The sequence below is a fragment of the Chryseoglobus sp. 28M-23 genome (assembly GCF_014789785.1).
Lineage (GTDB): Bacteria > Actinomycetota > Actinomycetes > Actinomycetales > Microbacteriaceae > Microcella > Microcella indica.
This window is the reverse complement of record NZ_CP061846.1, coordinates 2,469,515-2,492,961: the sequence shown is the minus strand read 5'-3', so window position 1 is coordinate 2,492,961 and position 23,447 is coordinate 2,469,515. Positions and strand designations below refer to the sequence as shown.

Annotated in this window: 18 protein-coding genes; 11 read left to right on the top strand and 7 right to left on the bottom strand. The window is 70.3% G+C overall.

Annotated elements, in window-relative coordinates; translation table 11 throughout:
- Positions 1–9: 9 nt before the first annotated feature.
- The 3 genes from glgX to treZ are packed head-to-tail and all read left to right on the top strand — an operon-like array spanning position 10 to position 6,406.
- Entirely contained in the window at positions 10–2,202 is a 2,193-nt protein-coding gene (gene glgX / locus IE160_RS12140) for a glycogen debranching protein GlgX (RefSeq protein ID WP_191151262.1), read from the top strand.
- The gene (gene treY / locus IE160_RS12135) at positions 2,199–4,580 is read left to right on the top strand and encodes a malto-oligosyltrehalose synthase (RefSeq protein WP_224744493.1); all 2,382 of its coding nucleotides are present in this window, start codon (positions 2,199–2,201) and stop codon (positions 4,578–4,580) included. The genes glgX and treY overlap by 4 nt, the downstream gene beginning before the upstream one ends.
- Entirely contained in the window at positions 4,577–6,406 is a 1,830-nt protein-coding gene (treZ, locus tag IE160_RS12130; protein WP_191151261.1) for a malto-oligosyltrehalose trehalohydrolase, read from the top strand. The genes treY and treZ overlap by 4 nt, the downstream gene beginning before the upstream one ends.
- Before the next feature lie 18 nt (positions 6,407–6,424).
- Here treZ and IE160_RS12125 read toward each other — a convergent pair whose 3' ends face one another.
- Both IE160_RS12125 and IE160_RS12120 read right to left on the bottom strand, forming a co-directional pair.
- Positions 6,425–6,913 (bottom strand): DUF2510 domain-containing protein, encoded by a 489-nt coding sequence (locus tag IE160_RS12125; RefSeq protein WP_191151260.1) that lies wholly within the window; start codon positions 6,911–6,913, stop codon positions 6,425–6,427.
- 10 nt (positions 6,914–6,923) lie between these two features.
- Positions 6,924–7,733 (bottom strand): isocitrate lyase/PEP mutase family protein, encoded by an 810-nt coding sequence (locus IE160_RS12120; RefSeq protein WP_191151259.1) that lies wholly within the window; start codon positions 7,731–7,733, stop codon positions 6,924–6,926.
- 60 nt (positions 7,734–7,793) lie between these two features.
- Here IE160_RS12120 and IE160_RS12115 point away from each other — a divergent pair, with 60 nt between their 5' ends.
- Complete coding sequence (locus IE160_RS12115; protein WP_179872778.1) at positions 7,794–9,077, top strand: ATP-binding protein; 1,284 nt, start codon at positions 7,794–7,796, stop codon at positions 9,075–9,077.
- 4 nt (positions 9,078–9,081) lie between these two features.
- Here the strand turns inward: IE160_RS12115 and IE160_RS12110 are convergent, their stop codons facing one another.
- Complete coding sequence (locus IE160_RS12110; RefSeq protein WP_191151258.1) at positions 9,082–10,539, bottom strand: MFS transporter; 1,458 nt, start codon at positions 10,537–10,539, stop codon at positions 9,082–9,084.
- 218 nt (positions 10,540–10,757) lie between these two features.
- Here IE160_RS12110 and dnaK point away from each other — a divergent pair, with 218 nt between their 5' ends.
- Genes dnaK through IE160_RS12090 form a run of 4 tightly spaced genes read left to right on the top strand, consistent with a single transcriptional unit; the run spans position 10,758 to position 14,783 of the window.
- Entirely contained in the window at positions 10,758–12,638 is a 1,881-nt protein-coding gene (dnaK, locus tag IE160_RS12105; protein ID WP_179872776.1) for a molecular chaperone DnaK, read from the top strand.
- 4 nt (positions 12,639–12,642) lie between these two features.
- The gene (locus IE160_RS12100) at positions 12,643–13,326 is read left to right on the top strand and encodes a nucleotide exchange factor GrpE (RefSeq protein WP_191151257.1); all 684 of its coding nucleotides are present in this window, start codon (positions 12,643–12,645) and stop codon (positions 13,324–13,326) included.
- A gap of 9 nt (positions 13,327–13,335) precedes the next feature.
- Positions 13,336–14,319, top strand: a complete 984-nt coding sequence (locus IE160_RS12095) for a DnaJ C-terminal domain-containing protein (RefSeq protein WP_191151256.1) — start codon at positions 13,336–13,338, stop codon at positions 14,317–14,319.
- An 11-nt stretch (positions 14,320–14,330) separates the two neighbouring features.
- Entirely contained in the window at positions 14,331–14,783 is a 453-nt protein-coding gene (locus IE160_RS12090; RefSeq protein WP_502708741.1) for a heat shock protein transcriptional repressor HspR, read from the top strand.
- A gap of 9 nt (positions 14,784–14,792) precedes the next feature.
- Here IE160_RS12090 and IE160_RS12085 read toward each other — a convergent pair whose 3' ends face one another.
- Both IE160_RS12085 and IE160_RS12080 read right to left on the bottom strand, forming a co-directional pair.
- A complete protein-coding gene (locus IE160_RS12085; RefSeq protein ID WP_191151254.1) occupies positions 14,793–15,305 on the bottom strand; it encodes a hypothetical protein in 513 nt (170 codons plus the stop codon).
- 14 nt (positions 15,306–15,319) lie between these two features.
- Complete coding sequence (locus IE160_RS12080) at positions 15,320–15,868, bottom strand: hypothetical protein (protein WP_191151253.1); 549 nt, start codon at positions 15,866–15,868, stop codon at positions 15,320–15,322.
- Positions 15,869–15,957: 89 nt separating this feature from the next.
- Here IE160_RS12080 and IE160_RS12075 point away from each other — a divergent pair, with 89 nt between their 5' ends.
- Complete coding sequence (locus IE160_RS12075) at positions 15,958–18,657, top strand: helix-turn-helix transcriptional regulator (protein ID WP_191151252.1); 2,700 nt, start codon at positions 15,958–15,960, stop codon at positions 18,655–18,657.
- 25 nt (positions 18,658–18,682) lie between these two features.
- Here IE160_RS12075 and IE160_RS12070 read toward each other — a convergent pair whose 3' ends face one another.
- Entirely contained in the window at positions 18,683–19,213 is a 531-nt protein-coding gene (locus IE160_RS12070; protein ID WP_191151251.1) for a hypothetical protein, read from the bottom strand.
- Positions 19,214–19,315: 102 nt separating this feature from the next.
- Between IE160_RS12070 and IE160_RS12065 the strand changes: the two genes are divergently transcribed.
- Positions 19,316–20,440 carry a class I SAM-dependent methyltransferase gene (locus tag IE160_RS12065; protein ID WP_224744492.1) on the top strand — a complete coding sequence of 375 codons (1,125 nt, stop codon included), beginning with the start codon at positions 19,316–19,318 and terminating at the stop codon, positions 20,438–20,440.
- 15 nt (positions 20,441–20,455) lie between these two features.
- On the opposite strand, the gene IE160_RS12060 is transcribed toward IE160_RS12065, so the two are convergent.
- On the bottom strand, positions 20,456–21,115 hold the full coding sequence (locus IE160_RS12060; RefSeq protein ID WP_191151250.1) for an NADPH-dependent F420 reductase: 660 nt from the start codon (positions 21,113–21,115) through the stop codon (positions 20,456–20,458).
- Between the two features lie 176 nt (positions 21,116–21,291).
- Here IE160_RS12060 and IE160_RS12055 point away from each other — a divergent pair, with 176 nt between their 5' ends.
- Positions 21,292–23,445 carry an ATP-dependent Clp protease ATP-binding subunit gene (locus tag IE160_RS12055; protein WP_179872770.1) on the top strand — a complete coding sequence of 718 codons (2,154 nt, stop codon included), beginning with the start codon at positions 21,292–21,294 and terminating at the stop codon, positions 23,443–23,445.
- Positions 23,446–23,447: the final 2 nt, after the last annotated feature.

Sequence of the window (23,447 nt, the reverse complement as noted above, 5' to 3'; positions counted from 1 at the left end):
GGTGTCCGCATGCAGACCTGGCCAGGTTCCGCGTATCCGCTCGGCGCGACGTTCGACGGCAACGGCACGAACTTCGCCCTGTTCAGCGAGGCGGCCGACCGCGTCGTGCTGTGCCTCTTCGGCGACGATCGCGTCGAGACGCAGATCGACCTCATCGAGGTGGACGCCCACGTCTGGCACGCCTACCTGCCCCAGGTGCAGCCCGGGCAGCTCTACGGCTACCGCGTCCACGGCACGCACGACCCCGCACGAGGCCTGCGCGCCAACCCGAGGAAGCTGCTGCTCGACCCCTACGCGAAGGCCGTGAGCGGCGAGATCGACTGGGACCAGTCGCTCTTCCCCTACCTCTTCGACAAGCCCGATAAGAGGAACGACCTCGACTCGGCACCGCACGCCATGCTCGGGGTCGTCATCAACCCCTACTTCGACTGGCAGGGAGACCGCGCGCCGCGCACCGCCTACAGCTCGAGCGTCATCTACGAGGCCCACGTCAAGGGCCTCACGATGACGCACCCCGACATCCCCGAGGAGATCCGCGGCACCTACGCGGCCATCGCGCACCCCGCGATCATCGAGCACCTGCGCAAGCTCGGCGTCACCGCCCTCGAGCTCATGCCCACCCACCAGTTCGTGCACGACAAGCACCTCGTCGACCAGGGCCTGCGCAACTACTGGGGCTACAACACCATCGGGTTCCTCGCCCCGCACAATGCGTACTCCTCGAGCGGCGACCGCGGCCAGCAGGTCCAGGAGTTCAAGAGCATGGTGCGCGAGCTGCACGCCGCCGGCATCGAGGTCATCCTCGACGTCGTCTACAACCACACGGCCGAGGGCAACCACATGGGCCCCCTGCTGTCGTTCAAGGGCATCGACAACGCGGCGTACTACCGCCTCATGGAGGACGAGCCGCAGTACTACCGCGACTACACCGGCACCGGCAACAGCCTCAACGTGCGCCACCCGCACTCGCTGCAGCTCATCATGGACTCGCTGCGCTACTGGGTCACCGAGATGCACGTCGACGGGTTCCGCTTCGACCTCGCCGCGGCGCTCGCGCGCGAGTTCTACGACGTGGACCGTCTCTCGACCTTCTTCGACCTCGTGCACCAAGACCCCGTCGTCTCGCAGGTCAAGCTCATCGCCGAGCCGTGGGATATCGGACCGGGCGGCTACCAGGTCGGCAACTTCCCCCCGCAGTGGACCGAGTGGAACGGCAAGTACCGCGACACCGTGCGCGACTTCTGGCGCGGCGAGGGCGAGACCCTCGGCGAGTTCGCGAGCCGGCTCACGGGTTCGGCCGACCTCTACGAGTCCTCGGGCCGCCGCCCCGTCGCGAGCATCAACTTCGTCACTGCGCACGACGGCTTCACGCTGCGCGACCTCGTCTCCTACAACGAGAAGCACAACGAGGCCAACGGCGAGAACAACCAGGACGGCGAGAGCCACAACCGCTCGTACAACCTCGGCGAGGAGGGCCCGACCGACAATCCCGTCATCCAGGCGCTCCGTGCGCGTCAGGTGCGCAACTTCCTCGCCACGCTCCTGCTCAGTCAGGGTGTGCCGATGATCGCCCACGGCGACGAGCTCGGCCGCACGCAGCAGGGCAACAACAACGTGTACGCGCACGACAGCGAGCTCTCGTGGATCGATTGGGAGCACGCCGACGGCGCCCTGCTCGAGTTCGTCGGCTCGCTCGTGCGGCTGCGGCGCGAGCATCCCACCTTCCGGCGCACGCGCTTCTTCGACGGCCGCCCGGTGCGCCGCGACGAGGGAGACCCCGTGCCCGACGTCGCGTGGTTCCAGCCGGACGGCTCGGCCATGGAGCCTGAGGACTGGGAGTCGGGCTTCGGTCGCTCGATCGGCGTCTACCTCAACGGCCACGGCATTCAGGGGCGGGATGCTCGGGGCGAGCCGATCGTCGACCGCTCGTTCCTCGTCTACTTCTCGGCCCACACCGAGCCGGTCTCGGTCACGCTGCCCTCGAGCGAGTACGGGCCGCGCTGGGAGCGCCTCGTCGACACGAGCGGCATCGAGGGGGAGCCCGTGCTCGACGCGAGCGGCACCATGACGCTCGAGGCGATCAGCATGGTCGTGCTGCGCGAGTGGGTCGTCACCGAGCCGACGCTCGACGACTCCGTCGCCGCCTCGCTCTCGCCGCCCGCGCAGCTCGACCCCGTCGGCTCCCCCGTGGTGACGCCGTGAGCGAGCTGCCCCGCTCCACGTACCGCCTGCAGGTGTCTGCCGAGTTCCCACTCGACGACGTCGCGGGGCTCGCCGACTACGTGAACCGCCTCGGCGCCGACTGGCTCTACCTCTCGCCGCTCCTGCAGGCGACGCGCGGGTCGAGTCACGGATACGACGTCGTCGACCACGGCCACGTCGACGAGGAGCGCGGCGGCCTCGTCGGCCTCACGCACGCGATCGGGTCGGCTCGAGACCACGACTTGGGGGTGCTCGTCGACATCGTGCCCAACCATGTCGGCGTCGCCGACCCTCGTCAGAACTCGTGGTGGTGGCAGCTGCTGCGCGACGGGCGCGACTCGCGCTACGCCGAGGCCTTCGACGTGGACTGGGAGTTCGGCGGTGGCCGCGTGCGCCTGCCCGTGCTGGGCGACGATCTGCCGACCGTGATCGAGGCCGGGCAGGTCACGCTCCTGCCGCACGCCGTTGGCGGGCCCGCCGTGCGCGTCTACGAGACCGAGTACCCGCTCGCCGAGGGCAGCCTGCCCCGGCCCGGCACCGACCTCACGGCGCCGGAGGCGATCGCCGAGGTGCTCGCCCACCAGCACTACGAGCTCATGCACTGGCAGCGCGCCGACGCCGAGCTCAACTACCGCCGCTTCTTCGCCGTCAACACTCTCGCCGCGATCCGCGTCGAGGAGCCCTGGGTGTTCGACGAGTCCCACGCCGAGATCGTGCGCTGGGTGCGCGAGGGGCTCGTGCAGGGCATCCGCGTCGACCACCCGGACGGCCTCGCCGACCCGGGGCGCTACCTCGACCGCCTCGCCGAAGTCGTGCAGGGGGCGCCCGTGTGGGTCGAGAAGATCCTCGAGGGCGAGGAGCCGCTGCCCGCCTTCTGGCAGACCGTCGGCACCACCGGGTACGACGCTCTCGCGACGATCGACCGCGTGCTCGTCGACCCCGCCGGGCGCCTGCCGCTGAGCGACCTCGACGCCGGGCTGCGCGCCGAGGACACCGAGGCGGCCCCGCGCCGCCTCGACTGGCACGCGCTCATCCGCCGCACCAAGCGGCGCATCGCCGACACGATCCTGCACAGCGAGGTGCTGCGCCTCGAGCGCGAGCTGCCCGAGCCCGTCGAGAACGCCGCAGACGCGCTCGCCGAGCTGCTCGCCGCGTTCCCCGTCTACCGCTCCTACCTCCCGGCCGGCCACGAGCACCTGCAGGAGGCCTTCGACACGGCACGGGATGCTCGACCCGACCTCGAGCCGGCGCTGCGCGCCCTCGAGCCCGTGCTCGCCGACCCCGGTCAGCCCGCCGCGATCCGCTTTCAGCAGACGAGCGGCATGGTCATGGCCAAGGGCGTCGAGGACACGGCCTTCTACCGATACTCGCGCCTCGCCTCGCTTACCGAGGTGGGGGCCGACCCCGGCGAGTTCTCGATCACGCTCGAGGAGTTCCACCGCCGGCAGGCCGTGCGCCAGGCGGCCTTCCCCGCGTCGCTTACGACGCTCTCGACGCACGACACGAAGCGCGGGGAGGACACGCGGGCGCGCATCCACGTCATCGCGGAGGACCCGCAACGCTGGGAGTCGCTGCTCGGCGAGCTGCGCGAGCGCGTCGCGGTGGGCGACGGGGTCTTCGAGAACATCCTGTGGGAGTCGCTCATCGGCGCCTGGCCTCTCAGTCGCGAGCGCGCGCACGCCTACGCCGAGAAGGCCTCCCGCGAGGCGGGCACGTCGACCGGGTGGGCCGACCCGGACGAGGAGTTCGAGGCACGCCTGCACGCCGCCGTCGACACGGCCTTCGACGACACCGACGTGTCGACCCTCATCGAGGCCTTCGTCGCGACGATCGCGCCGGCCGGCTGGTCGAACTCGCTCACCGCGAAGCTCGTGCAGCTCACGGCGCCGGGCGTCCCCGACGTGTACCAGGGCAGTGAGCTGTGGGAGACGAGCCTCGTCGACCCCGACAACCGTCGCCCCGTCGACTACGCGGTGCGGCGCGAGCTGCTCGAGCGCATCGACGCGGGGGAGCTGCCGCCCGTGGACGAGTCGGGCGCGGCGAAGCTGCTCGTGACCGCGACGGCGCTGCGCGCCCGCCGCGACCGCCCGGAGCTCTTCACCCGGTACGCGCCCCTGCCCGTCGTCGGTGCGGCGGAGCGCCACGCGATCGTGTTCGACCGCGGGGGAGCGGTGACGATCGGCACGCGACTGCCCGTGAGCCTCGCCGCCCTCGGCGGCTGGGGCGACACCGCGATCGTGCTGCCCCACCGCCCGTATCGCGATCTCATCACTGGTACGGCATACGACGGCGGCGAGCTGCCGCTGGCACGGGTGCTCGAGCGCTACCCCGTTGCGCTGCTCGTGGAGGAGGAGCTCGCCGAGGAGGGCACGTCATGACGTCGGATGCCCGGGTCTGGGCCCCTCTCGCGACGCAGGTCGCCCTGCACCGCGTACGGGGCTCCGAGACCGCGCGGGTCGAGATGCACCCCGACGGCGAGTGGTGGGTCGCGCCCGGTGCTCTCGAGCTGGGCGACCGCTACGGATTCCTGCTGGACCCTGATGAGAACTCCAGCGATGAGCACCCCTTGCCCGACCCGCGCTCACGCCGCCTGCCCGACGGGGTGCACGGGCTCAGCGCCCTCGACGACCCGGCCGCCTTCCCGTGGAGCGACGCAGCGTGGACTGGCCGCCAGCTCGCCGGGAGCGTGCTCTACGAGCTGCACATCGGCACGTATTCCCCGCAGGGCACGTTCGACGGCGCGATCGCGCGGCTCGACCACCTCGTCGAGCTCGGCATCGACACGATCGAGCTTTTGCCGGTCAACGGGTTCAATGGCACCCATAACTGGGGCTACGACGGCGTCGCCTGGTACACGGTGCACGAGCTCTACGGCGGACCGGAAGGCTACCGGCGCTTCGTCGACGCGTGCCACGCCCGCGGTCTCGCTGTCGTGCAGGACGTCGTCTACAACCATCTCGGCCCGAGCGGCAACTACCTGCCCCGCTTCGGCCCGTACCTGCTCGAGGCGAGCGCGAACACGTGGGGCGACTCGGTCAACGTGCGCCACTCCGAGGTGCGGCGCTACGTGCTCGACAATCTCGCCATGTGGTTCGACGACTTCCACGTGGACGGGCTGCGCCTCGACGCCGTGCACGCACTCGTCGACGAGCCCGAGAACCACATCCTGCAGGCCATGGCGGAGGAGACGGATGCGCGGTCGGCGCACCTGCGCCGCCCGCTCACGCTCATCGCCGAGAGCGACCTCAACGACCCCCGGCTCATCCTGCCGCGCGAGGCCGGGGGATACGGCCTGCACGCGCAGTGGAGCGACGACCACCACCACGCGATCCACACGGCGGTCACCGGAGAGGCGAACGGCTACTACGCCGACTTCGCGAGCGAGGGAGCCCTGGCGAAGACGAGCGCGCACGGCTTCTTCCACGATGGGAGCTACTCGAGCTTCCGCGAGCGGGAGCACGGGCATCCCGTACCGAGCGAGGTGCCCACCTGGCGACTGATCTCCTACGCGCAGAACCACGACCAGATCGGCAACCGTGCCGCGGGCGACCGGCTCTCGCAGAGCCTCACCGAGGACCAGCTCGCGGTCACGGCGGTGCTGAACCTCACCACCCCCTCCACGCCCATGCTCTTCATGGGCGAGGAGTGGGGCGCCTCGACGCCGTGGCCGTTCTTCACCTCGCACCCCGAGCCCGAGCTGGGCCGGGCGACCGCCGAGGGGCGCCTCGCCGAGTTCGTGAAGATGGGCTGGGACGAGTCGGTCGTGCCCGACCCGCAGGACCCCGCGACGTTCGCGAGTGCGCGACTGCAGTGGGAGGAGCTCGATGACGACCGCCACGCTCGGCTGCTGCACCTGCACCGCGCCCTCCTCGCGCTGCGCCGCGCGACGCCCGAGCTGACCGACCCGCGCTTCGCCCACACGAGCGCCGAGTCGCGCGGCCCGGCGCGCGACACCGCGCCGAGCCGATTCCGCATGGACCGCGGGGCCGGTCTCGACCATCCCGCTGCGGGACTCGTGAGCGTGTGCGTCGCCTTCGGTGAGCCGGCGACCTTCCCGATGGAGGCGGCCGATGGACGCGGCGAGCGGTCAGCGCACATTCTTCTCGCGACGACGCCGGATGCTCGCTTCGAGCACCTCGACCGCTCCGACGGCGCTGAATTCTCGTTGCCGGCCTGGTCGGCCGCGGTCGTGCGTGTGCGCTGAGCCGGGCGGTTCGTCGCGCTAGGAAGGCAGCCCCGCGCCGCCCGCCAAGCCGATCGCGACGAGCAGCAGCACGGGGGCGAGCCCCAGGATGATGCTCACGCCGAGTGCGAGCGTCGCGATGCCCTTGCCGCCGAGGCGGGGCGCGCGGTGCAGCGCGCGCAGCGCGAGCACGGCGGTGAGCGCGGCGACGGCGGCCGCGAACGCGAGCGCGAGCAGCACGAGGGCCGTGTCGTCGACGCCGCGCACGCTCACGAGACCGGAGGAGGCGAGCAGCTGCGTGACGAAGCCGAGAATCGTGAGGGCGATGCCGAGGCGCGCGAGCCGGGCATCCCGATTGGGGCCCGGCCGCAGCGAGCGCGCGACGGCGGGACTGAACGCCGAGAAAGGGTCGGGCTCGCGGTGGGCGCGCCCGGTGAAGGCGGTGCCGTCGAACCAGCGCTCGTAGCCTGCGCGCTCGGGGTCGGGCTGCCAGCCGGGCCCGACGGCGTCGAGATCGTCGTCACTCATCGGAGAGCCCTCACAACTCGTAGCGGTAGGCGAGCTCGGACGGGTACTCGCCGCGTGCGGTGAGCTGCGCGGCGGCCGCCGCCAGGTGGTGCAGCGTGAGGCCGAGGGATTGCGGGCCGAAGGAGACGCGGCCGACGCCGAGCTCGGCGAGCCGCTGCAGAGGAAGGTAGCCGGGGTGGGCGAAGACCGCGATCGGTGCCCGCACCGCGGCGACGGCGTCGGCGACTTGTCGCGAGGTGCTGAGGCCGAGCATGAAGATGCTCGTGGCCCCCGCATCGACGTAGGCGTTGGCGCGGTCGATCGCCTCGTCCCAGTTGTCGGGCGAGCCCGCGAGAGTGTCGGTGCGCGCGTTGATCGCGAGGGGCACGCCTGCGGCATCGGCGGCCGCGCGGGCCGCGGCGACGCGCGCGGCCGCCTCCTCGAGCGGGCGGCGCTCGCTCGTCGCGCCGCCGAGCGAGTCCTCGATGTTGATACCCGCCGCGCCCGCGTCGATGAGCCGCGCGACGTTGTCGCGCACCCCGGCTGCGTCCCGTGCGTACCCGCGCTCGAAGTCGACGCTCACCGGTAGCTCGGTCGAGCCGGTGATGCGCCGCGCCGCGTCGAGGGCCTGCTCGACGGTCATGCCCTCGCCGTCGGGAACCCCGAGCGCGAAGGCGACCGAGTGGCTCGCGGTCGCGAGCGCGCGCACCCCCGGTGTGCGGGCGACGATGCGGGCCGTCATGGAGTCCCACACGTTCGTCACGATGAGCGGGTCGCCGGGCACGTGGAGGGCGCTGAGCGCTTCGGCCTTCTGCGCGGTCGTGGGGGAGCCAGGGGTCATGGGTTCACTCTGCCAGGTGATCGGGGTCGAATTCCCGGGAAGCTCCTGCGACCATGAGACATGACCGCCGTGCGCCTTCGCGACTACCAGCCCGCCGACATGGATGCGATCCTGCGCCTCTGGGACGAAGTGCGCGAGGAGGGCGTCGAGCCCGTGTACGCGCTCGCCGAGGTGCTCGCCTCGTGCGAGAAGGATCATGCCGTCATCGCCGTGCGCGGCGAGGAGGTGCTCGGCGTCGCCGTCGCGCGGGCGGCCCACGATCAGGGGTGGATCGTCTTCCTCGCCGTGACGTCCTCGGCGCGCGGATCGGGCATCGCCGGCTCTCTGCTGGCAGCCCTCGAGCAGCGCATGGCGCCGCAGGGTCTCACGCGGCTGTCGATCCTCGTGCCGGATCAGCAGCAGCAGTTCGGGGCGCTCACGAAGGCCGGGTTCGAGGATCGAGCTCACTTGAGCTACTTCGAGCGCGAGATTCCCGTCAAGCAGCGTGAGCTGTCGGTGCTGCGCGACCTCGGTGGGCGCATCCTGCCTCGCGATCTGTGGGGATCGATCGCGGGCATGCACGCGGAGAAGGAGCTGCTCGAGCGACGACTCGTCCTCCCGCTCGCCGACCCGGCTCTCGCGGAGCAGTTCGGTGTGGAGCCGCCACGGTCGATCGTGCTCTTCGGCCCTCCCGGCACCGGCAAGACGACCTTCGCGAAGGCGGTGGCGTCGCGCCTGCAGTGGCCCTTCGTCGAGGTCTTCCCCTCGCGTCTCGCGCACAGCCCCCAGGGTCTCGCCGGGGGGCTGCGGGAGACGTTCCTCAACATCGCGGAGCTCGACCACGTCATCGTCTTCATCGACGAGGTCGAGGAGATCGCGGCGCAGCGCGGCGGGGAGCCGCCGTCGGCCATGCAGGGCGTCACCAACGAGCTGCTCAAGATCATCCCGGCCTTCCGCGACTCCCCGGGGCGGCTGCTGATATGCGCGACGAACTTCATCCGCGCACTCGACGCGGCGTTCCTCCGCCACGGTCGATTCGACTACGTGATCCCGATCGGGCTGCCGGACGCCGCGGCTCGGGAGGCGATCTGGTCGCGGTACATCCCCGAATCGGTGCAGGGCAGCCTCGACGTCGCGCAGATCGTCGCGAGCACCGACGGCTACTCGCCGGCCGACATCGAGTTCGCGGCGCGGTCGGCCGCCCAGGCCGCGCTCGAGCAGTCGGTGTTTGGCGAGGGCGGGGAGCACAAGCTCGGACCCTCCACCGAGGACTACCTCGAGGCGATCGCGAAGACCCGCGCGACGGTCTCGTCGGTCGTCTCCACGCAGTTCGAGGAGGACATCGAGGCGCTCGCGCGCACGTAGCCCTCTAGCTGCGGGAGGCGAGGGAAGCGTGCTCGCCGGGCTTCACGAAGAGCATGAGCACGAAGCCGATGGCGAGGATCACGACGATGCCGAGCACGCCCCACAGGGTTGCGTTGGGGGAACCGAGAGCCGACGCCGTCGAAATGAACCCGGCCCATGCGGCAGGGGCGAGGAAGCTGACGGCGCGACCCGTCGTGGCATAGAGGCCGAAGATCTCACCCTCGCGTCCGGCGGGGGTGACGCGCGCAAGGAGCGAACGACTCGCGGCCTGCACGGGACCGACAAAGGCGGTGAGGGCAAGGCCGAAGATCCAGAACACGACGACGCCCGCGGGCTCGAGCAGGAAGACCAGAACGCCCGAGACACTGAGCCCGGCGAGAGCGAAGAGGATGACGCGGCGTGCGCCGAACTTGTCGTCGAGGCGACCGGCGAAGATCGTGGAGACTCCCGCAATGAGGTTCGCGGCGATGCCGAAGATGATGACCTCGTTGGCGCTGAAGCCGAAGGCGACGGAGGCGAGGATCGCGCCGAACGTGAAGACACCCGCAAGCCCGTCGCGGTAGACGGCGGCGGCGAGCAGGAACCAGAAGGTCTGACGGGCCGTGCGGAACAGATCGACGATGTCGTGCCACAGCACCACGTAGGAGCGGAAGAAGTTGACGCGCGGGCGGCCGGCGGCGGGCTCCGACTCGGGAACGTTGAGGAAGATCGGGATGGCGAAGATGAGCGTCCACACCGCGCAGCCGAGGGCGATGATGCGGAAGGGCAGGCCGTTGTCGAGCGGCAGGCCGAAGAAGTCGAAGGTCTGCGCGACGACGACGATGATCATCGCCACGATCCCGCCGAGGTAGCCGAAGCCCCAGCCGAGTCCGCTCACGCGGCCGATCGTCGCGCGGGTCGAGACCTGCTTGAGCATGGCGTTGTAGTTGACGCCCGCGATCTCGCCGAAGACCGAGCCGGCGGCGATGAGCATCGCGCCGAGCCAGAAGAACTCCGGCATGGCCTCGACGAAGAACAGGCCAGCGGTACAGACGATGAGGAGACCCGTGCCGATGCCGAGCCAGAGCTTGCGATTGCCCGCGGCGTCGGCGCGCTGGCCGAGCACGGGGGCGACGAGGGCGATGAGAAGGCCCGCGATGAGAGTCGCGACGCCGTAATTCGCGGAGAGCCCGTCGATCGCGCGCCGGTACTCCGGGTCTTCCGTACCGAGCGCGACCACCGCCGGATCGATGAAGGCATCGGATGTCAAGTAGAGGGCGGCGAAGACGAAGGTGAGGATGACCGTGTTGAAGGGCTGCGTCGCCCAATCCCACAGTGCCCATGACCACACCTGCCGGCGGGGAACGGGCTTCTCGCTGAACGGTCCACCCGCGGCGGCGACGGCACCCGTGCGGGCGACCGTCGGCGGCTCGATGGAAGAGGAGGGCGTGTCGACATCGTTGTCGCCGGGCTTCTCAGTCATGCGCTCACGCTACTGCGAGCCGGTGAACAGCCGGTAGCGATCGCGCGCACATTCGCAAGACCAAGCGCCAGAACCCTGAGAGTTGAGCCAGGGCAGCTCAAGTTTTCGCCCCTCGACTTGACACCGAGCATCCGGTCTCTCAAACTTGATATCGCGCGACTCAACCTTTCGCGCCCCCGACTTCAGAGCGTCACCCCAACACCAGAAGGAGCACCACCATGGCACGTGCCGTCGGCATCGACCTCGGAACCACCAACTCCGTCGTCTCCGTCCTCGAAGGTGGAGAACCCACCGTCATCGCCAACGCAGAGGGCTTCCGCACCACGCCCTCCGTCGTGGCCTTCACCAAGGACGGCGAGGTGCTCGTCGGCGAGACCGCCAAGCGCCAGGCCGTCACCAACGTCGACCGCACCATCGCGAGCGTCAAGCGCCACATGGGCACCGACTGGACCCAGGCGATCGACGACAAGAAGTACACGCCGCAGGAGATCAGCGCGCGCATTCTCGCCAAGCTCAAGCGCGACGCCGAACAGTACCTGGGCGAGAGCGTCACCGACGCCGTCATCACCGTGCCCGCCTACTTCAACGACGCTGAGCGCCAGGCCACGAAGGAGGCCGGCGAGATCGCGGGGCTGAACGTGCTGCGCATCATCAACGAGCCGACCGCGGCGGCCCTCGCCTACGGGCTCGACAAGGGCAAGGAGGACGAGCTCATCCTGGTCTTCGACCTCGGTGGCGGAACCTTCGACGTGAGCCTGCTCGAGGTGGGCAAGGACGACGACTTCAGCACCATCCAGGTCAAGGCGACCTCCGGTGACAACCGGCTCGGCGGCGACGACTGGGATGAGCGCGTGGTCGACTACCTCGTCAAGCGCTTCAAGGACTCGACGGGCGTCGACGTCACGAAGGACAAGATCGCCAAGCAGCGCCTCAAGGAGGCCGCCGAGCAGGCGAAGAAGGAGCTCTCGAGCTCCACGAGCACCAACATCCAGCTGCCGTACCTCTCGCTCACCGAGAACGGCCCAGCCAACCTCGACGAGTCGCTGAGCCGCGCCAAGTTCGAAGAGCTCACGAGCGACCTGCTCGACCGCACCAAGAAGCCCTTCGAAGATGTCATCAAGGAGGCCGGGGTCAAGGTCGACGACATCGCCCACGTGGTGCTCGTCGGCGGCTCGACCCGCATGCCCGCGGTCAACGAGCTCGTCAAGAAGATGACAGGCGGCAAGGAGCCCAACAAGGGCGTCAACCCCGACGAGGTCGTCGCCGTGGGCGCGGCCCTCCAGGCGGGCGTCCTCAAGGGCGAGCGCAAGGACGTCCTGCTCATCGACGTCACGCCCCTCAGCCTCGGCATCGAGACCAAGGGCGGCATCATGACCAAGCTCATCGAGCGCAACACGGCCATCCCGACCAAGCGCAGTGAGACCTTCACGACGGCGGACGACAACCAGCCCTCCGTGGCGATCCAGGTCTTCCAGGGCGAGCGCGAGTTCACGCGGGACAACAAGAACCTCGGCACGTTCGAGCTCACCGGCATCGCGCCCGCGCCTCGGGGCATCCCTCAGGTCGAGGTGACCTTCGACATCGATGCCAACGGCATCGTGCACGTGAGCGCGAAGGACAAGGGCACCGGCAAGGAGCAGTCGATGACCATCACGGGCGGATCCTCGCTCGAGAAGGACGACATCGAGCGCATGATCCGCGAGGCCGAGGAGCACGCCGCCGAGGACAAGGAGCGTCGCGAGAAGGCCGAGTTGCGCAACAACTCCGAGCAGCTCGCCTACTCGATCGAGAAGCTCATCAAGGAGAACGAGGAGAACCTCCCCGACGACGTCAAGAGCGAGGTGCAGGCCGATGTGGATGCTCTCAAGACGGCGCTCGCCGGTGACGACGACGACGCCGTGAAGTCGGCGTTCGACACCCTCAACCAGTCTCAGACGAAGCTCGGCGAGGCCATCTACGCGGCCTCGCAGGCGGAAGCCGCCGCGGGCGAGCAGCCCGAGGCGCCGGCCGAGGACGACGATGAGGACGTCGTCGACGCCGAGATCGTCGACGACGAGGACGAGAAGTCTGACTCGGACGCCGACAAGGACAAGAAGTAAGCCGATGGCGGCCAAGAAGCGCAAGAACGAGGACGGGGCGGAGGTGCCCGAGGAGGGCACCCCCACCCCGGCCGCGGCCGACGAACACGGTGACGAGCACAGCGATCAGGCTGCTCGCGACGACGACGCCCCTCTCGCCGAGGACGGCGCGACGACGGATGCCGAGGAGCTCGACGAGCTCTTCGCCGTCGAGGATGCCGACGTGGAGGTCTCGGAGTCGGGCAACTCTCTCGACGCCGACATCGACCACATCCTCTCGGAGGCTGGGGCGAAGGAGATCGAGGAGTACCGGGACCGCGCTGCGCGCGCGGAGGCCGAGCTCGCGAACTTCCGCACGCGCGTCGAGCGCGATCGCGCGGCGAACCGCGAAGCGGTCGTCGCCGAGGTGATCCGCTCCCTTCTGCCGGCGATCGACGACCTGGATCGTGCGGCCTCGCACGGCGACCTCGAGGGCAGCCCGCTCGAACTCGTGGCGCAGAAGATGCGCAGCAGCTTCGAGCGGTACGGCCTGCGACGCGTGGGCGAGATCGGCGAGCCTTTCGACCCGGCCCTGCACGAGGCTCTCGTGCAGCTGCCGAGCGCGAAGGCGACGTCGAACACCGTCGCCGATGTGATCGAGGTCGGCTACGCCCTCGGGGAGAAGCTCGTGCGCCCGGCGAAGGTGGCCGTCTCGGTTCCCGAGAACTAGGAGGGCGACATGGCCAGCAACGACTGGTTCGAGAAGGACTTCTACGCCGTTCTCGGCGTGCCGAAGGACGTCTCGGCGGCAGACCTCAAGAAGGCCTATCGTGCCCTCGCTCGCAAGTACCACCCTGACTCGAACCCCGACGACGCGACTGCGGAGGCGCGCTTCAAGGAGATCAGCGAGGCGCACGCCGTCCTCGCCGACCCGGCCCAGCGCGCCGAGTACGACCAGTTGCGCGCGATGGGCTCGGGAGCCCGTTTCACCGCCGGCGGCGGCGGGCAGGGCGGATTCGAGGACGTCTTCGGCGGCATGTTCGGCGGCGGCGCCGGTGGTCGCCGCGCCCAGCAAGGCGGCGCTGGCGGTTTCGAGGACATCTTCGGCGGCATGTTCGGCGACGGCCGGTTCGGCCAGACGACGGGCGGTTTCCGCGGCTACGGCGGCCCGACCAAGGGTCGCGACCAGACCGCCTCGGTGTCCCTGGAGTTCCTCACCGCGATCCAGGGGGACACCGTCACGCTCGAGCGGCAAGGCGGCAAGCCGCTCACGGTCAAGATCCCCGCGGGGGTCTCGGACGGTCAGAAGATCCGCCTCAAGGGCAAGGGCGAGCGCAGCATCGACGGCGGTCCCGCCGGTGACCTCGTGCTCACGGTCTCGGTGCGCAAGCATCCCGTCTTCGAGCGGGACGGTCTCAACCTGCGCGTCGACGTGCCCGTGACCTTCGTCGAGGCGACCCTCGGCGCGACGATCGAGGTGCCGACCCTCGGGGGCGACCCGGTCAAGCTCAAGGTCGCTCCGGGAACACCGAGCGGCCGCGTGCTGCGCGTGAAGGGCCGCGGCGTGACGACGCCGAAGGGAACGGGCGACCTGCTCGCGACCGTGCAGGTCGCGGTGCCCGCGCACGTGAGCGCCGAGGGTACGAAGAAGCTGCGCGAGTTCGCGGCGACGCTGCCGGCCGAGAACCCTCGAGACGACCTCATCGCTCGCGCCCGCGGGTAGCGCGCGACACAATGAGCCGAGGCGGGAGCGACGTGGGAGGAGACCAGGTGGACGAGGACACCCCCATGTTCGCGATCGCGATCGCTGCGGAGCTGGCCGGGATGCACCCCCAGACCCTGCGGCAGTACGACCGCCTCGGGCTCGTGTCGCCGACGCGCACGGCGGGGCAGAGTCGCCGCTACTCGATGCGCAACGTCGTGCAGCTGCGCGAGATCGCCCGACTCAGCGGCGAGGGTCTCAACCTCGAGGGCATCCGCCGCATCCTCGAGCTCGAGAACGAGGTCACCGAGCTGCGTCGCCGCGTGCGCGAGCTCGAGACGGCGCTCGCCGACGAGCTGCTCTCCAAGCCGGGGCGCCGCGTCTTCGCCGCCGGCGCGGAGGGCGAGGTCATCTCGCTCAAGGCGGGAACGCGCGCGCAGAAGTCGAACCAGGTCGTCGTCTGGCGACCGTTCCGCCGGGGCTGATTCGCCCGATCAGGGAGCGATGTCGAGCGGAGCCGAGATCGTCCCGCTCACCCTGAAGGCGTCCCCTTGCAGATCCACATCGACGCAGACGCTCTCCCCCAGCTGCCGTACCTCGACCGCTCCCGTCGCATCCGGCGCGAGCATGTCGAAGCGTTCGGGTGTCCAGTGACTAGCGATGATCGGCGGGTCACCGGCACCGAACTCCACTGAGTCGCCGGCGGCGAGGGAGAGTGGTTCGCCCATGCCGCTCGGGTCTCCCAGATCGATCCACAGGAGCGTGCCATCAGGCGCCATCTCGGGCTGGCGCCCGGGAGCGGTGAGCCCGTCTTGCGCGTAGTCGGTGGCGAACAGGGCGATGACGCGACCCTCGAGCTGCAGCTGGGCGCTCGCGTTCGACAGCTCGACGGCACCATCGGCGCGGTCGCTTACGAGCGCGACCGACGTCGTGCACGTCGGCCCGCTGCCCGCCGTGCACCCAGCGAGGGCCGCGACCGCGGCGACAGTGAGTGCTAGCCCTGCCACTCGAGGAGGGGTCATCAGCGCAGCTCGAAGCTCGCAGCGAGCGCAGGAAGTCGGTCGGCGGCACCCGGGTCGGACTTGACGTGGATGAGCTGGTACAGCGTCGTGTCGTCGACGAAGGCGAGCAGCTCCAGCAGGGCGCCGTCCTGGTCGGCCTCGACGACGACCGCGGGGAGGCCTCGGAAGGTTCCGTCGCCATCCAGGAGCGGGGAACCCGCCACGACCGATCCCAGGCTCGCTCCCGTCTGGAGCAGGTTCGCTGCAGCCTCTCCGTCGCCCTCGGGCAGAGCCACGACCTGCACGAGCATGGCCTCCGTGTCGGTCTCCCAGACAGTGAGATCTGCCGTGAGCTCCCCGATGCCGTCCACGGGAAACGGCTGCTGGCTCTGCGTGACCTCACCGGGGAAGGCAGCGCTCCAGGTCGAGCCATCGACTCGCACGTCGGTGCTCGACTGCTGCTCGTCGACGGTGCGCACTCCCTCTTCCGTAGTGGTGGTGACGCAGCCGCCGAGGGCGAGAGCGACGACGATGGCGATGGCGGATGTGGTCAGGAGGCGAGGCATCATGCCTCCGACCGTAAGCGTGCTCGCGACACCGCGGCCATGGGCAATATTTCCTAGTCCGCGATGGCTGAGTCGGTGTCGGTTAACCTGTCATGACCATGGTGCGCCTCCTCGAACGATCGCAGCTCGTGGCGCGCTATCAGTCGAGCTGGTCCCACGTGGTCGACGGCGCTGTACGCATTCACGTGGTGCAGGGCTCGCCCGGCATTGGCAAGTCGACTCTTCTCGCCGAGCTGAGCGCCCGCATCGGCGACGGCGCGAGACTGGTGCGGGGGGTCGCGCGCGAGGACGCGCGTGGACTGCGAGCGGCGGCGGAGGCCGCGCGACCGCACCGATTGGATCGCTGTCTGGACCCCTTGCGAGCGGCGGACGCGCTCACGCGCTCCTGGGCCCGTCAGGCCCGCAAGGCACCCATCGCGCTCTTGCTTGACGATCTCCACGAACTCGATCCAGCGAGTCTCACGGCCATCGGGACGGCCCTGCGCCGCTACGGCGGTCAGGGCCTTCTCGTGGTCGCGGCTGGCCGCCCCTCCGACGCCCTCACGCAGTTCGCGGACGGCTTCGATCTCGTCGCCCTCGCGGGACTGCCACCCGTGGATGCTCGGCGGCTGCTCCTCGAGAGCGCGGGGCGGCCCATCGACGAGTCAGTCGTGTCGAGGCTCATGGAGCTCGCTGAGGGAAACCCGCTGGCGCTGCGCAATCTGCCAGGTGCTCTGACGACTCAGCAGCTGGCTGGAACCGATCCTCTTCCCGAGCCCATGACGCTCCTGGGTGACTTGCGGAGCCTCCTGACACGGCCGCTCACCCGACTCTCGCCCCCGGCACGCGCCCTGCTGGAGGTCGCGATGGTGTCGATCGACGGCGAGTGGGGCGTGGTGCGCGACGTGGTGGGGGACACGCGAGCGACGGCGACGGCGTTCGGCGAGCTCGAGCGCGACGGCCTCCTGACGGTGCGGGAGGGGCGCCTGCAGCCCTTCCATCCGCTGCTGCGGGACGCGGTCCGTGGCAGCGTGGACGCCGCGCGGCAGCGCACCATCGCGGGATCCCTCGCCGAGGTGCGTTCTCTGCCCGCCGGGCAAGCTCTCCTCTATCGCGCCCTCGCCGCGGTCGGTCATGACTCGCGTCTTGCCCGAGAACTGGTCGATGCGGCGGAGGCGGCGTTGCGCCAGCGTGCGGCCGACACGGCCGCCGTGCTGTTCGAGCGGGCGGCGGACCTCGCTCCTCCTGGGGCGGAGGGTGCCGCGGTGCGTCTGCGGGCGGCGGAGGCCCACGCCATCGCCGGTGATGCGGCGCGCGGTCGAGCGCGTCTCGCGAGGCTTCTGGAGACCGAGAGCCCGGCGCTGAGCGACGACCAGCTCGTGACGGCAGAGATGCTCCTTGCCGCATTGGAGGCAGTCGGCGGCGATGCTGCGCGGTCGCGCGACCGTTTGGAGTCGGCACTCGATCGCGTTCCTGCGGCCCGGCGGGCCTCCGTGCTCGGTGCCATGTCGATACCCCTCGGAATGCTCGGCGACGTTCCAGCGTTGCTCGACACGACCGACCGCGCTCTGCGCGAGGTGCCTGCCGACGAGGGCGAGCAGGGGGCGCTGCGCGTGGTGCGTGCTCACGCCGTGAGCGCCGTCGACGAGGGCGCGGGCGCCGATTTCCTCACCGACGTCCTCGCGAGTCTCGACGTGCGCTCCGCAGTGCGCTCCGACCCTCTGTTCGGTCTGCACATCGGCCGGGCTTTCGGCTACGCGGAGCGCTACGTCGAGGGCGCGCGCCTCATGGCCGCGATCGTCGCCGGCGCGAGACGAGCGGGCGCGCGCACGACTCTGGCCATGGCGCACGGCGCACTCGCCGACCTGCGCCTGCGCTCATCCCGACTCGACGATGCCCTGGTGCAGCTCGACGAGGCGATAGCGATCAGTCTGGGGGCGGGGCAGCGTGCTTTCGCACCGTTCTGGCTGGGCATGCGCGCCCGCATTGCGGGCTATCGGGGCGAATTCGCGGCCGCGAGGGACGATCTGACCCTCGGGTACGAGATCGCCGATGATCTGGGCGTCGAAGGTGCTCGGTACTTCCTCGATGCGCACGCGGGAGTGGTCGCGGCGACGGCGATGGACTGGCAGGAGGCGGTGGAGTGCCTCGAGCGAGCGCGGTTCTTCGAGCAAGCCAACGGAGGGCTGACGCCGCAGGTCGCGCGATGGGCGTACGAGCTCGTCGACGCCTACTGCGCTCTCGGAGAGACGGGCGCGGCCTGCGATCTCGTCGACGACCTCGAGTCCTTCGCCCGCAGGCCGGGTGCGCGCCGGTGGACCAGGGCCACCGCGGAGCTCGCTCGCGGGCTCGTGCTGCTCGAGCGCGACCCGGCGCGGTCGGTGGGCTCAGCGGCGGCGGCGGCACGCTCACTGCGCGCAGCCGACGATCGCCTCGACCGTGTTCGCGCGCGAATGCTGCAGCTGCGCGCCCTGCATGCGGTCGGTGACAGTGAGTCAGAACGACGACCTGTGACGGCGGAGATGCAGCACGGCCTCGCAGCCCTTCGGCTACGGCCCTGGGCTCACCGGCTCGACCAGGAACTGCAGACTCGGGGTGGACGGGGCGCCACTCGAGGGGCGAACGCCGACGCGCTGACAGCGGCCGAACGCCGAGTGCTCGATGAGGTCGCGCGCGGCCTCGGCAATCAGCAGGTTGCAGCTCGGCTCGGCATCAGCGCGAAGACCGTGGCCAACCACCTCTATCGCATCTACGAGAAGCTCGGCGTCTCGTCCCGCACCGAGGCAACCCGACGCCACCTGCTCGGCGAGTGACTCTCCCTGCGTGCGAGGCGGCGCGCTACCCGCGCACCGTGACGTCGACCCCGATCGTGCCGGTCAGGCTCTTCTGGTCGTCCTCGTACTCGATCTCGGCGCACAGCCGATCGCCGACGCCCGTGACGGTCGCCTGACCGGTCACTCCCGCGTTCTGGCCGTACTCCGCGTCGGCGGCCGCGTGCACGACCACGAGAACGTGCTCGCCCGACTGCGTGCCCGCGGGGATGACCTGCCCCTCCTCGATCGGGGGCACGTCGCCCTCCGCGTTGAAGACCGTGAGGGAGATCCAGGCGAGGTTGCCGCCGTCGGGCACGTCGGGGTCGAAGAACGCCGAGACCTCCTCCCCGAAGGGGAAGTCCGAGGCGAAGACCGTGTAGCCGGCTCCGTCGGCGACGCTGATCGCGACCGCTTCGGTGAGAGTCGTGCTCACGCCCGACTCGGCGTTCGAGAGCTCCAGGTCGAGCTCGCAGCCGGCGGGCCCAGCCGGCCCCGAGCATCCCGAGAGGATCAGGGCGGCGGCGGCCGCGGGGGCAAGGGCGCGGAGCAGGTTCATGGTCTCTCTCACCTCGGTCGTCATCCAGAGCGGCGGGGCAGATCCCCGCCGAGAGAGGGTAGTGACACCGCGCGCCGACAGCAAACACCTAGGGTGTGGCAGGTGACCAAACCCGCGACGAGCCCCCTCGACTCCCTGCTGCACGAGCTTCGGCGGCGGCCCGACGTCGAGACGCCCGAGCTGCGGGCCTGGGACGCCGCCGACCGTTACCTGCTCGACACGGCCGAGCCCTGGCTGCGGGACCGGCCCGCCGAGGTCGCCGTCATCGAGGACACCCACGGGGCGCTGACCCTCGGCGCCCTCGCGCTCGGTGCGCAGCGCGTGCGCGTGCACCAGGACTCGCTCGTGGCCCGCCGTGCTCTCGAGGCCAATGTCACCGACACGGGCGTCGCGGCGATCAGCCACCATGCGCTCGCCGACGTCGTCTCGGGGGATGCCCACCTCATCTTTCTGCGCCTGCCGCGCTCGCTCGACCGACTCGACGCGATCGCGCGCGAGGTCGCTCGCTCCGCCCACCCCGATGCCGTCCTGCTCGCGGGCAACATGGTCAAGCACATGACGCCGACCCAGAACGACGTGCTGCGCCGCAGCTGGCAGCGGGTCGACGTCTCGCTCGCGCGGCAGAAGGCGCGGCTGCTGACCGCGCGAGAGCCGCGCGACGTCACGCCGCTCGAGCCCGCCGTGGGCGAGGTGCCCGAGCACGGCCTGCGCATCGTCGCGCACGCGGGGGTGTTCGGCGGGGCATCCCTCGATATCGGCACGCGCGCCCTCCTGGAGGTCGCCGAGCAGTGGCCCGCCTACGAGACCGCGATCGACCTGGCGTGCGGCACCGGCGTGCTCGCCGTCGCGCTCGCGCGCCGCGCTCCCACAGCGAGGGTCATCGCGACCGATGTCTCTGCCGTCGCCGTCGAGAGCGCACGTCTCACGGCCGATGCCAACGGCGTCGAGGTCGACACGGTGCAGGACGACGGCCTGTCGACGCAGCCGACCGACAGCGCCGACCTCATCGTGCTCAACCCGCCGTTCCACGTCGGGGCGGCCGTGCACACCGGCGTCGCGCTGAGGCTCTTCGCCGAGGCGGGGCGCGTGCTGCGCCCTGGCGGGCAGCTGTGGAGCGTGTGGAACAGCCACCTGGACTATGCGCCCGCCCTCGAGCGCGCGGTGGGCCCGACGCGGCAGGTTTCCCGCGGGCCGAAGTTCACGGTGACCGTCTCGCGGCGGCGCTGACGAGCGCCGGGTGAGCTACCGCTCGCCGTAGCTGCGCACGGCCGCGAGCTGCTCCCGCAGCTCGGCCGCGGCGAATCGCGGCCCGTAGCCGGGGGCATCCCGCTGAATGCGCCAGCTGTCGCTGAGCGGCCCGCCGACGATCGCGTCGAAGCCGATCGCCTCGACGAGCTCGCTCACACGCCGCACCGCCGCGTCATCGTCGCCGTACACCATGAGGGCCCGACGCGTGGGGCTGCCCGAGGGCTCCGCGTGGGCCGTGATGTCGGCGGCGGGAATGTGGTTGAACGCCTTCACGACGGTCGACCCGCTCAGGTGGCGGGCCACCCACTCCGCGGTCGTGAGGCGCTCCTCGTCGAGCTCGGAGATGCTGCCGTCGCGGGCGGGGTAGTAGTTGTTGGTGTCGATCACGATGCGCCCCGCGAGCGGTTCGCTCGGGATGCTCGGCACGACGCCGAGCGGAACCGTGAGCACCACGATCTCGCCCGCACGGGAGGCCTCCTCGACGGTGCCCGGGGTGACCGTGCCCCCTCCGGCCGCCGTGACCTCGGCGGCGAACCCCTCGAGCGAGGCGGGGCCGCGCGAGTTCGCGATCACGATGTCGTGCCCGAGCCTCGCGAAAGAGCGGGCGAGCTGCGAGCCGATGTTGCCGGAGCCGATGATGCCGAGAGTCGTCATGGTGGGCTTCAAGCGATTGCCCCGGCGGAGTATTCCCCGCTCGTGAGCGGCCTGCGTGTTCGCCGTGAGCAGAGCCTCGGAACGGGCATCCGCTAGCGGAGTCGAGCGCCGCGGCGTAAACTTGAGTCACCGCGACTCAACATTGCCGCGCACCCTCTGCCCCGCAGGAGAACACGATGGCCAACATGCAAGGCGCCCCCTCCAGCCAGGAGGCCCAGAAGTCTGCCCTCGAGCAGTACGGCGTCAACCTCACCGAGATCGCCCGCTCCGGCAAGCTCGACCCCGTCATCGGCCGCGACGCCGAGATTCGCCGCGTGAGCCAGGTGCTCAGCCGCCGCACGAAGAACAACCCCGTTCTCATCGGCGAGCCCGGCGTCGGCAAGACCGCCGTCGTCGAGGGGCTCGCCCAGCGCATCGTCGCGGGCGACGTGCCCGACTCGCTCAAGGACAAGCAGCTCGTCGGCCTCGACCTCGCAGCCCTCGTCGCCGGCGCCAAGTACCGAGGCGAGTTCGAGGAGCGTCTCAAGGCCGTTCTGAAGGAGATCGACGACTCCGACGGCCAGGTCATCACGTTCATCGACGAGCTGCACTCCCTCATGGGCGCCGGTGGCGGTGAGGGCTCGGTCGCGGCAGCGAACATGCTCAAGCCCATGCTCGCCCGAGGTGAGCTGCGTCTCATCGGCGCGACGACGCTCAACGAGTACCGCGAGTTCATCGAGAAGGACGCCGCGCTCGAGCGCCGCTTCCAGCAGGTCTACGTCGGCGAGCCGAGCGTCGAGGACACGGTCGCGATCCTGCGCGGCCTCAAGGAGCGCTACGAGGCGCACCACAAGGTCTCGATCGCCGACAGCGCGCTCGTCGCGGCTGCCTCGCTCAGCAACAGGTACATCACCGCGCGCCAGCTGCCCGACAAGGCGATCGACCTCGTCGACGAGGCGGCGAGCCGGCTCAAGATGGAGATCGAGTCGAGCCCTGTGGAGCTCGACGAGCTCAAGCGCGCCGTGACGCGCCTCGAGATCGAGGAGCTCGCCCTCAAGAAGGAGAAGGACGACGCGTCGAAGGCCCGGCTCGAGAAGCTGCGCGGCGAGCTGGCCGAGAAGACCGCCGAGCGGGATGCCCTGCAGAAGCGCTGGGCGGCCGAGAAGTCGGGCCTGACCGCCGTCGGCGACCTGCGCACGCGCCTCAACGACGCGCGCATCGAGCTCGACCGCGCCATGCGCGAGGGGCAGTACCAGGAGGCCTCGCGCCTCAACTACGAGGTGATCCCGGGCATCGAGACGCAGCTCGCTGAGGCCGAGTCGGCCGAGAGCGGCCCGCGCATGGTCAACGACCAGGTGACGGACGAGGACATCGCCGCGGTCGTGGCGGCCTGGACGGGCATCCCCGTCGACAAGCTCACGCAGGGCGAGACGGAGAAGCTGCTGACCCTGGAGGCGGAGCTCGGCAAGCGCATCATCGGTCAGAAAGATGCCGTCGTGGCCGTGTCGGAGGCGGTGCGCCGCACGCGCGCGGGCATCAGCGACCCCGACCGCCCGACCGGCTCGTTCCTCTTCCTCGGCCCGACCGGCGTCGGCAAGACCGAACTCGCGAAGGCGCTCGCCGACTACCTGTTCGACGACGAGAAGGCGCTCGTGCGCATCGACATGAGCGAGTACGGGGAGAAGTTCGCCGTCTCGCGCCTCATCGGCGCCCCTCCCGGCTACGTGGGCTACGAGCAGGGCGGCCAACTGACCGAGGCCGTGCGTCGCCGCCCCTACTCGGTGATCCTGCTCGACGAGGTCGAGAAGGCGCACCCCGAGGTCTTCGACCTGCTGCTGCAGGTGCTCGACGACGGCCGGCTCACCGATGGCCAGGGTCGCACCGTCGACTTCCGCAACACGATCCTCATCCTCACCTCGAACCTGGGCTCGCAGCTGCTCATCGACCCGTCGCTCGAGTGGGAGGCGAAGGTCGCCGGCGTGAACGACATGGTGCGTCAGGCCTTCAAGCCGGAGTTCGTCAACCGGCTCGATGACATCGTGGTGTTCGCACCGCTCACGACGGACGATCTCGGCCAGATCGTGTCGCTGCAGATCGATCGCCTCGAGCGCCGCCTCGTCGACCGTCGCCTGCAGCTGGCGGTGACGCCGGATGCTCGCACGTGGCTCGCCGAGCGCGGCTACGACCCCGTGTACGGGGCGCGGCCGCTGCGTCGCCTCATGCAGCACGAGATCGACGACGCCCTCGCCCGCGCGATTCTCTCGAGCACGATCGCCGACGGCGACGTGGTGCGCGTCGACGTCGCCCCCGAGGGCACGGACGGCCTCGTCGTCTCGCGCATGGAGGTCTGAGG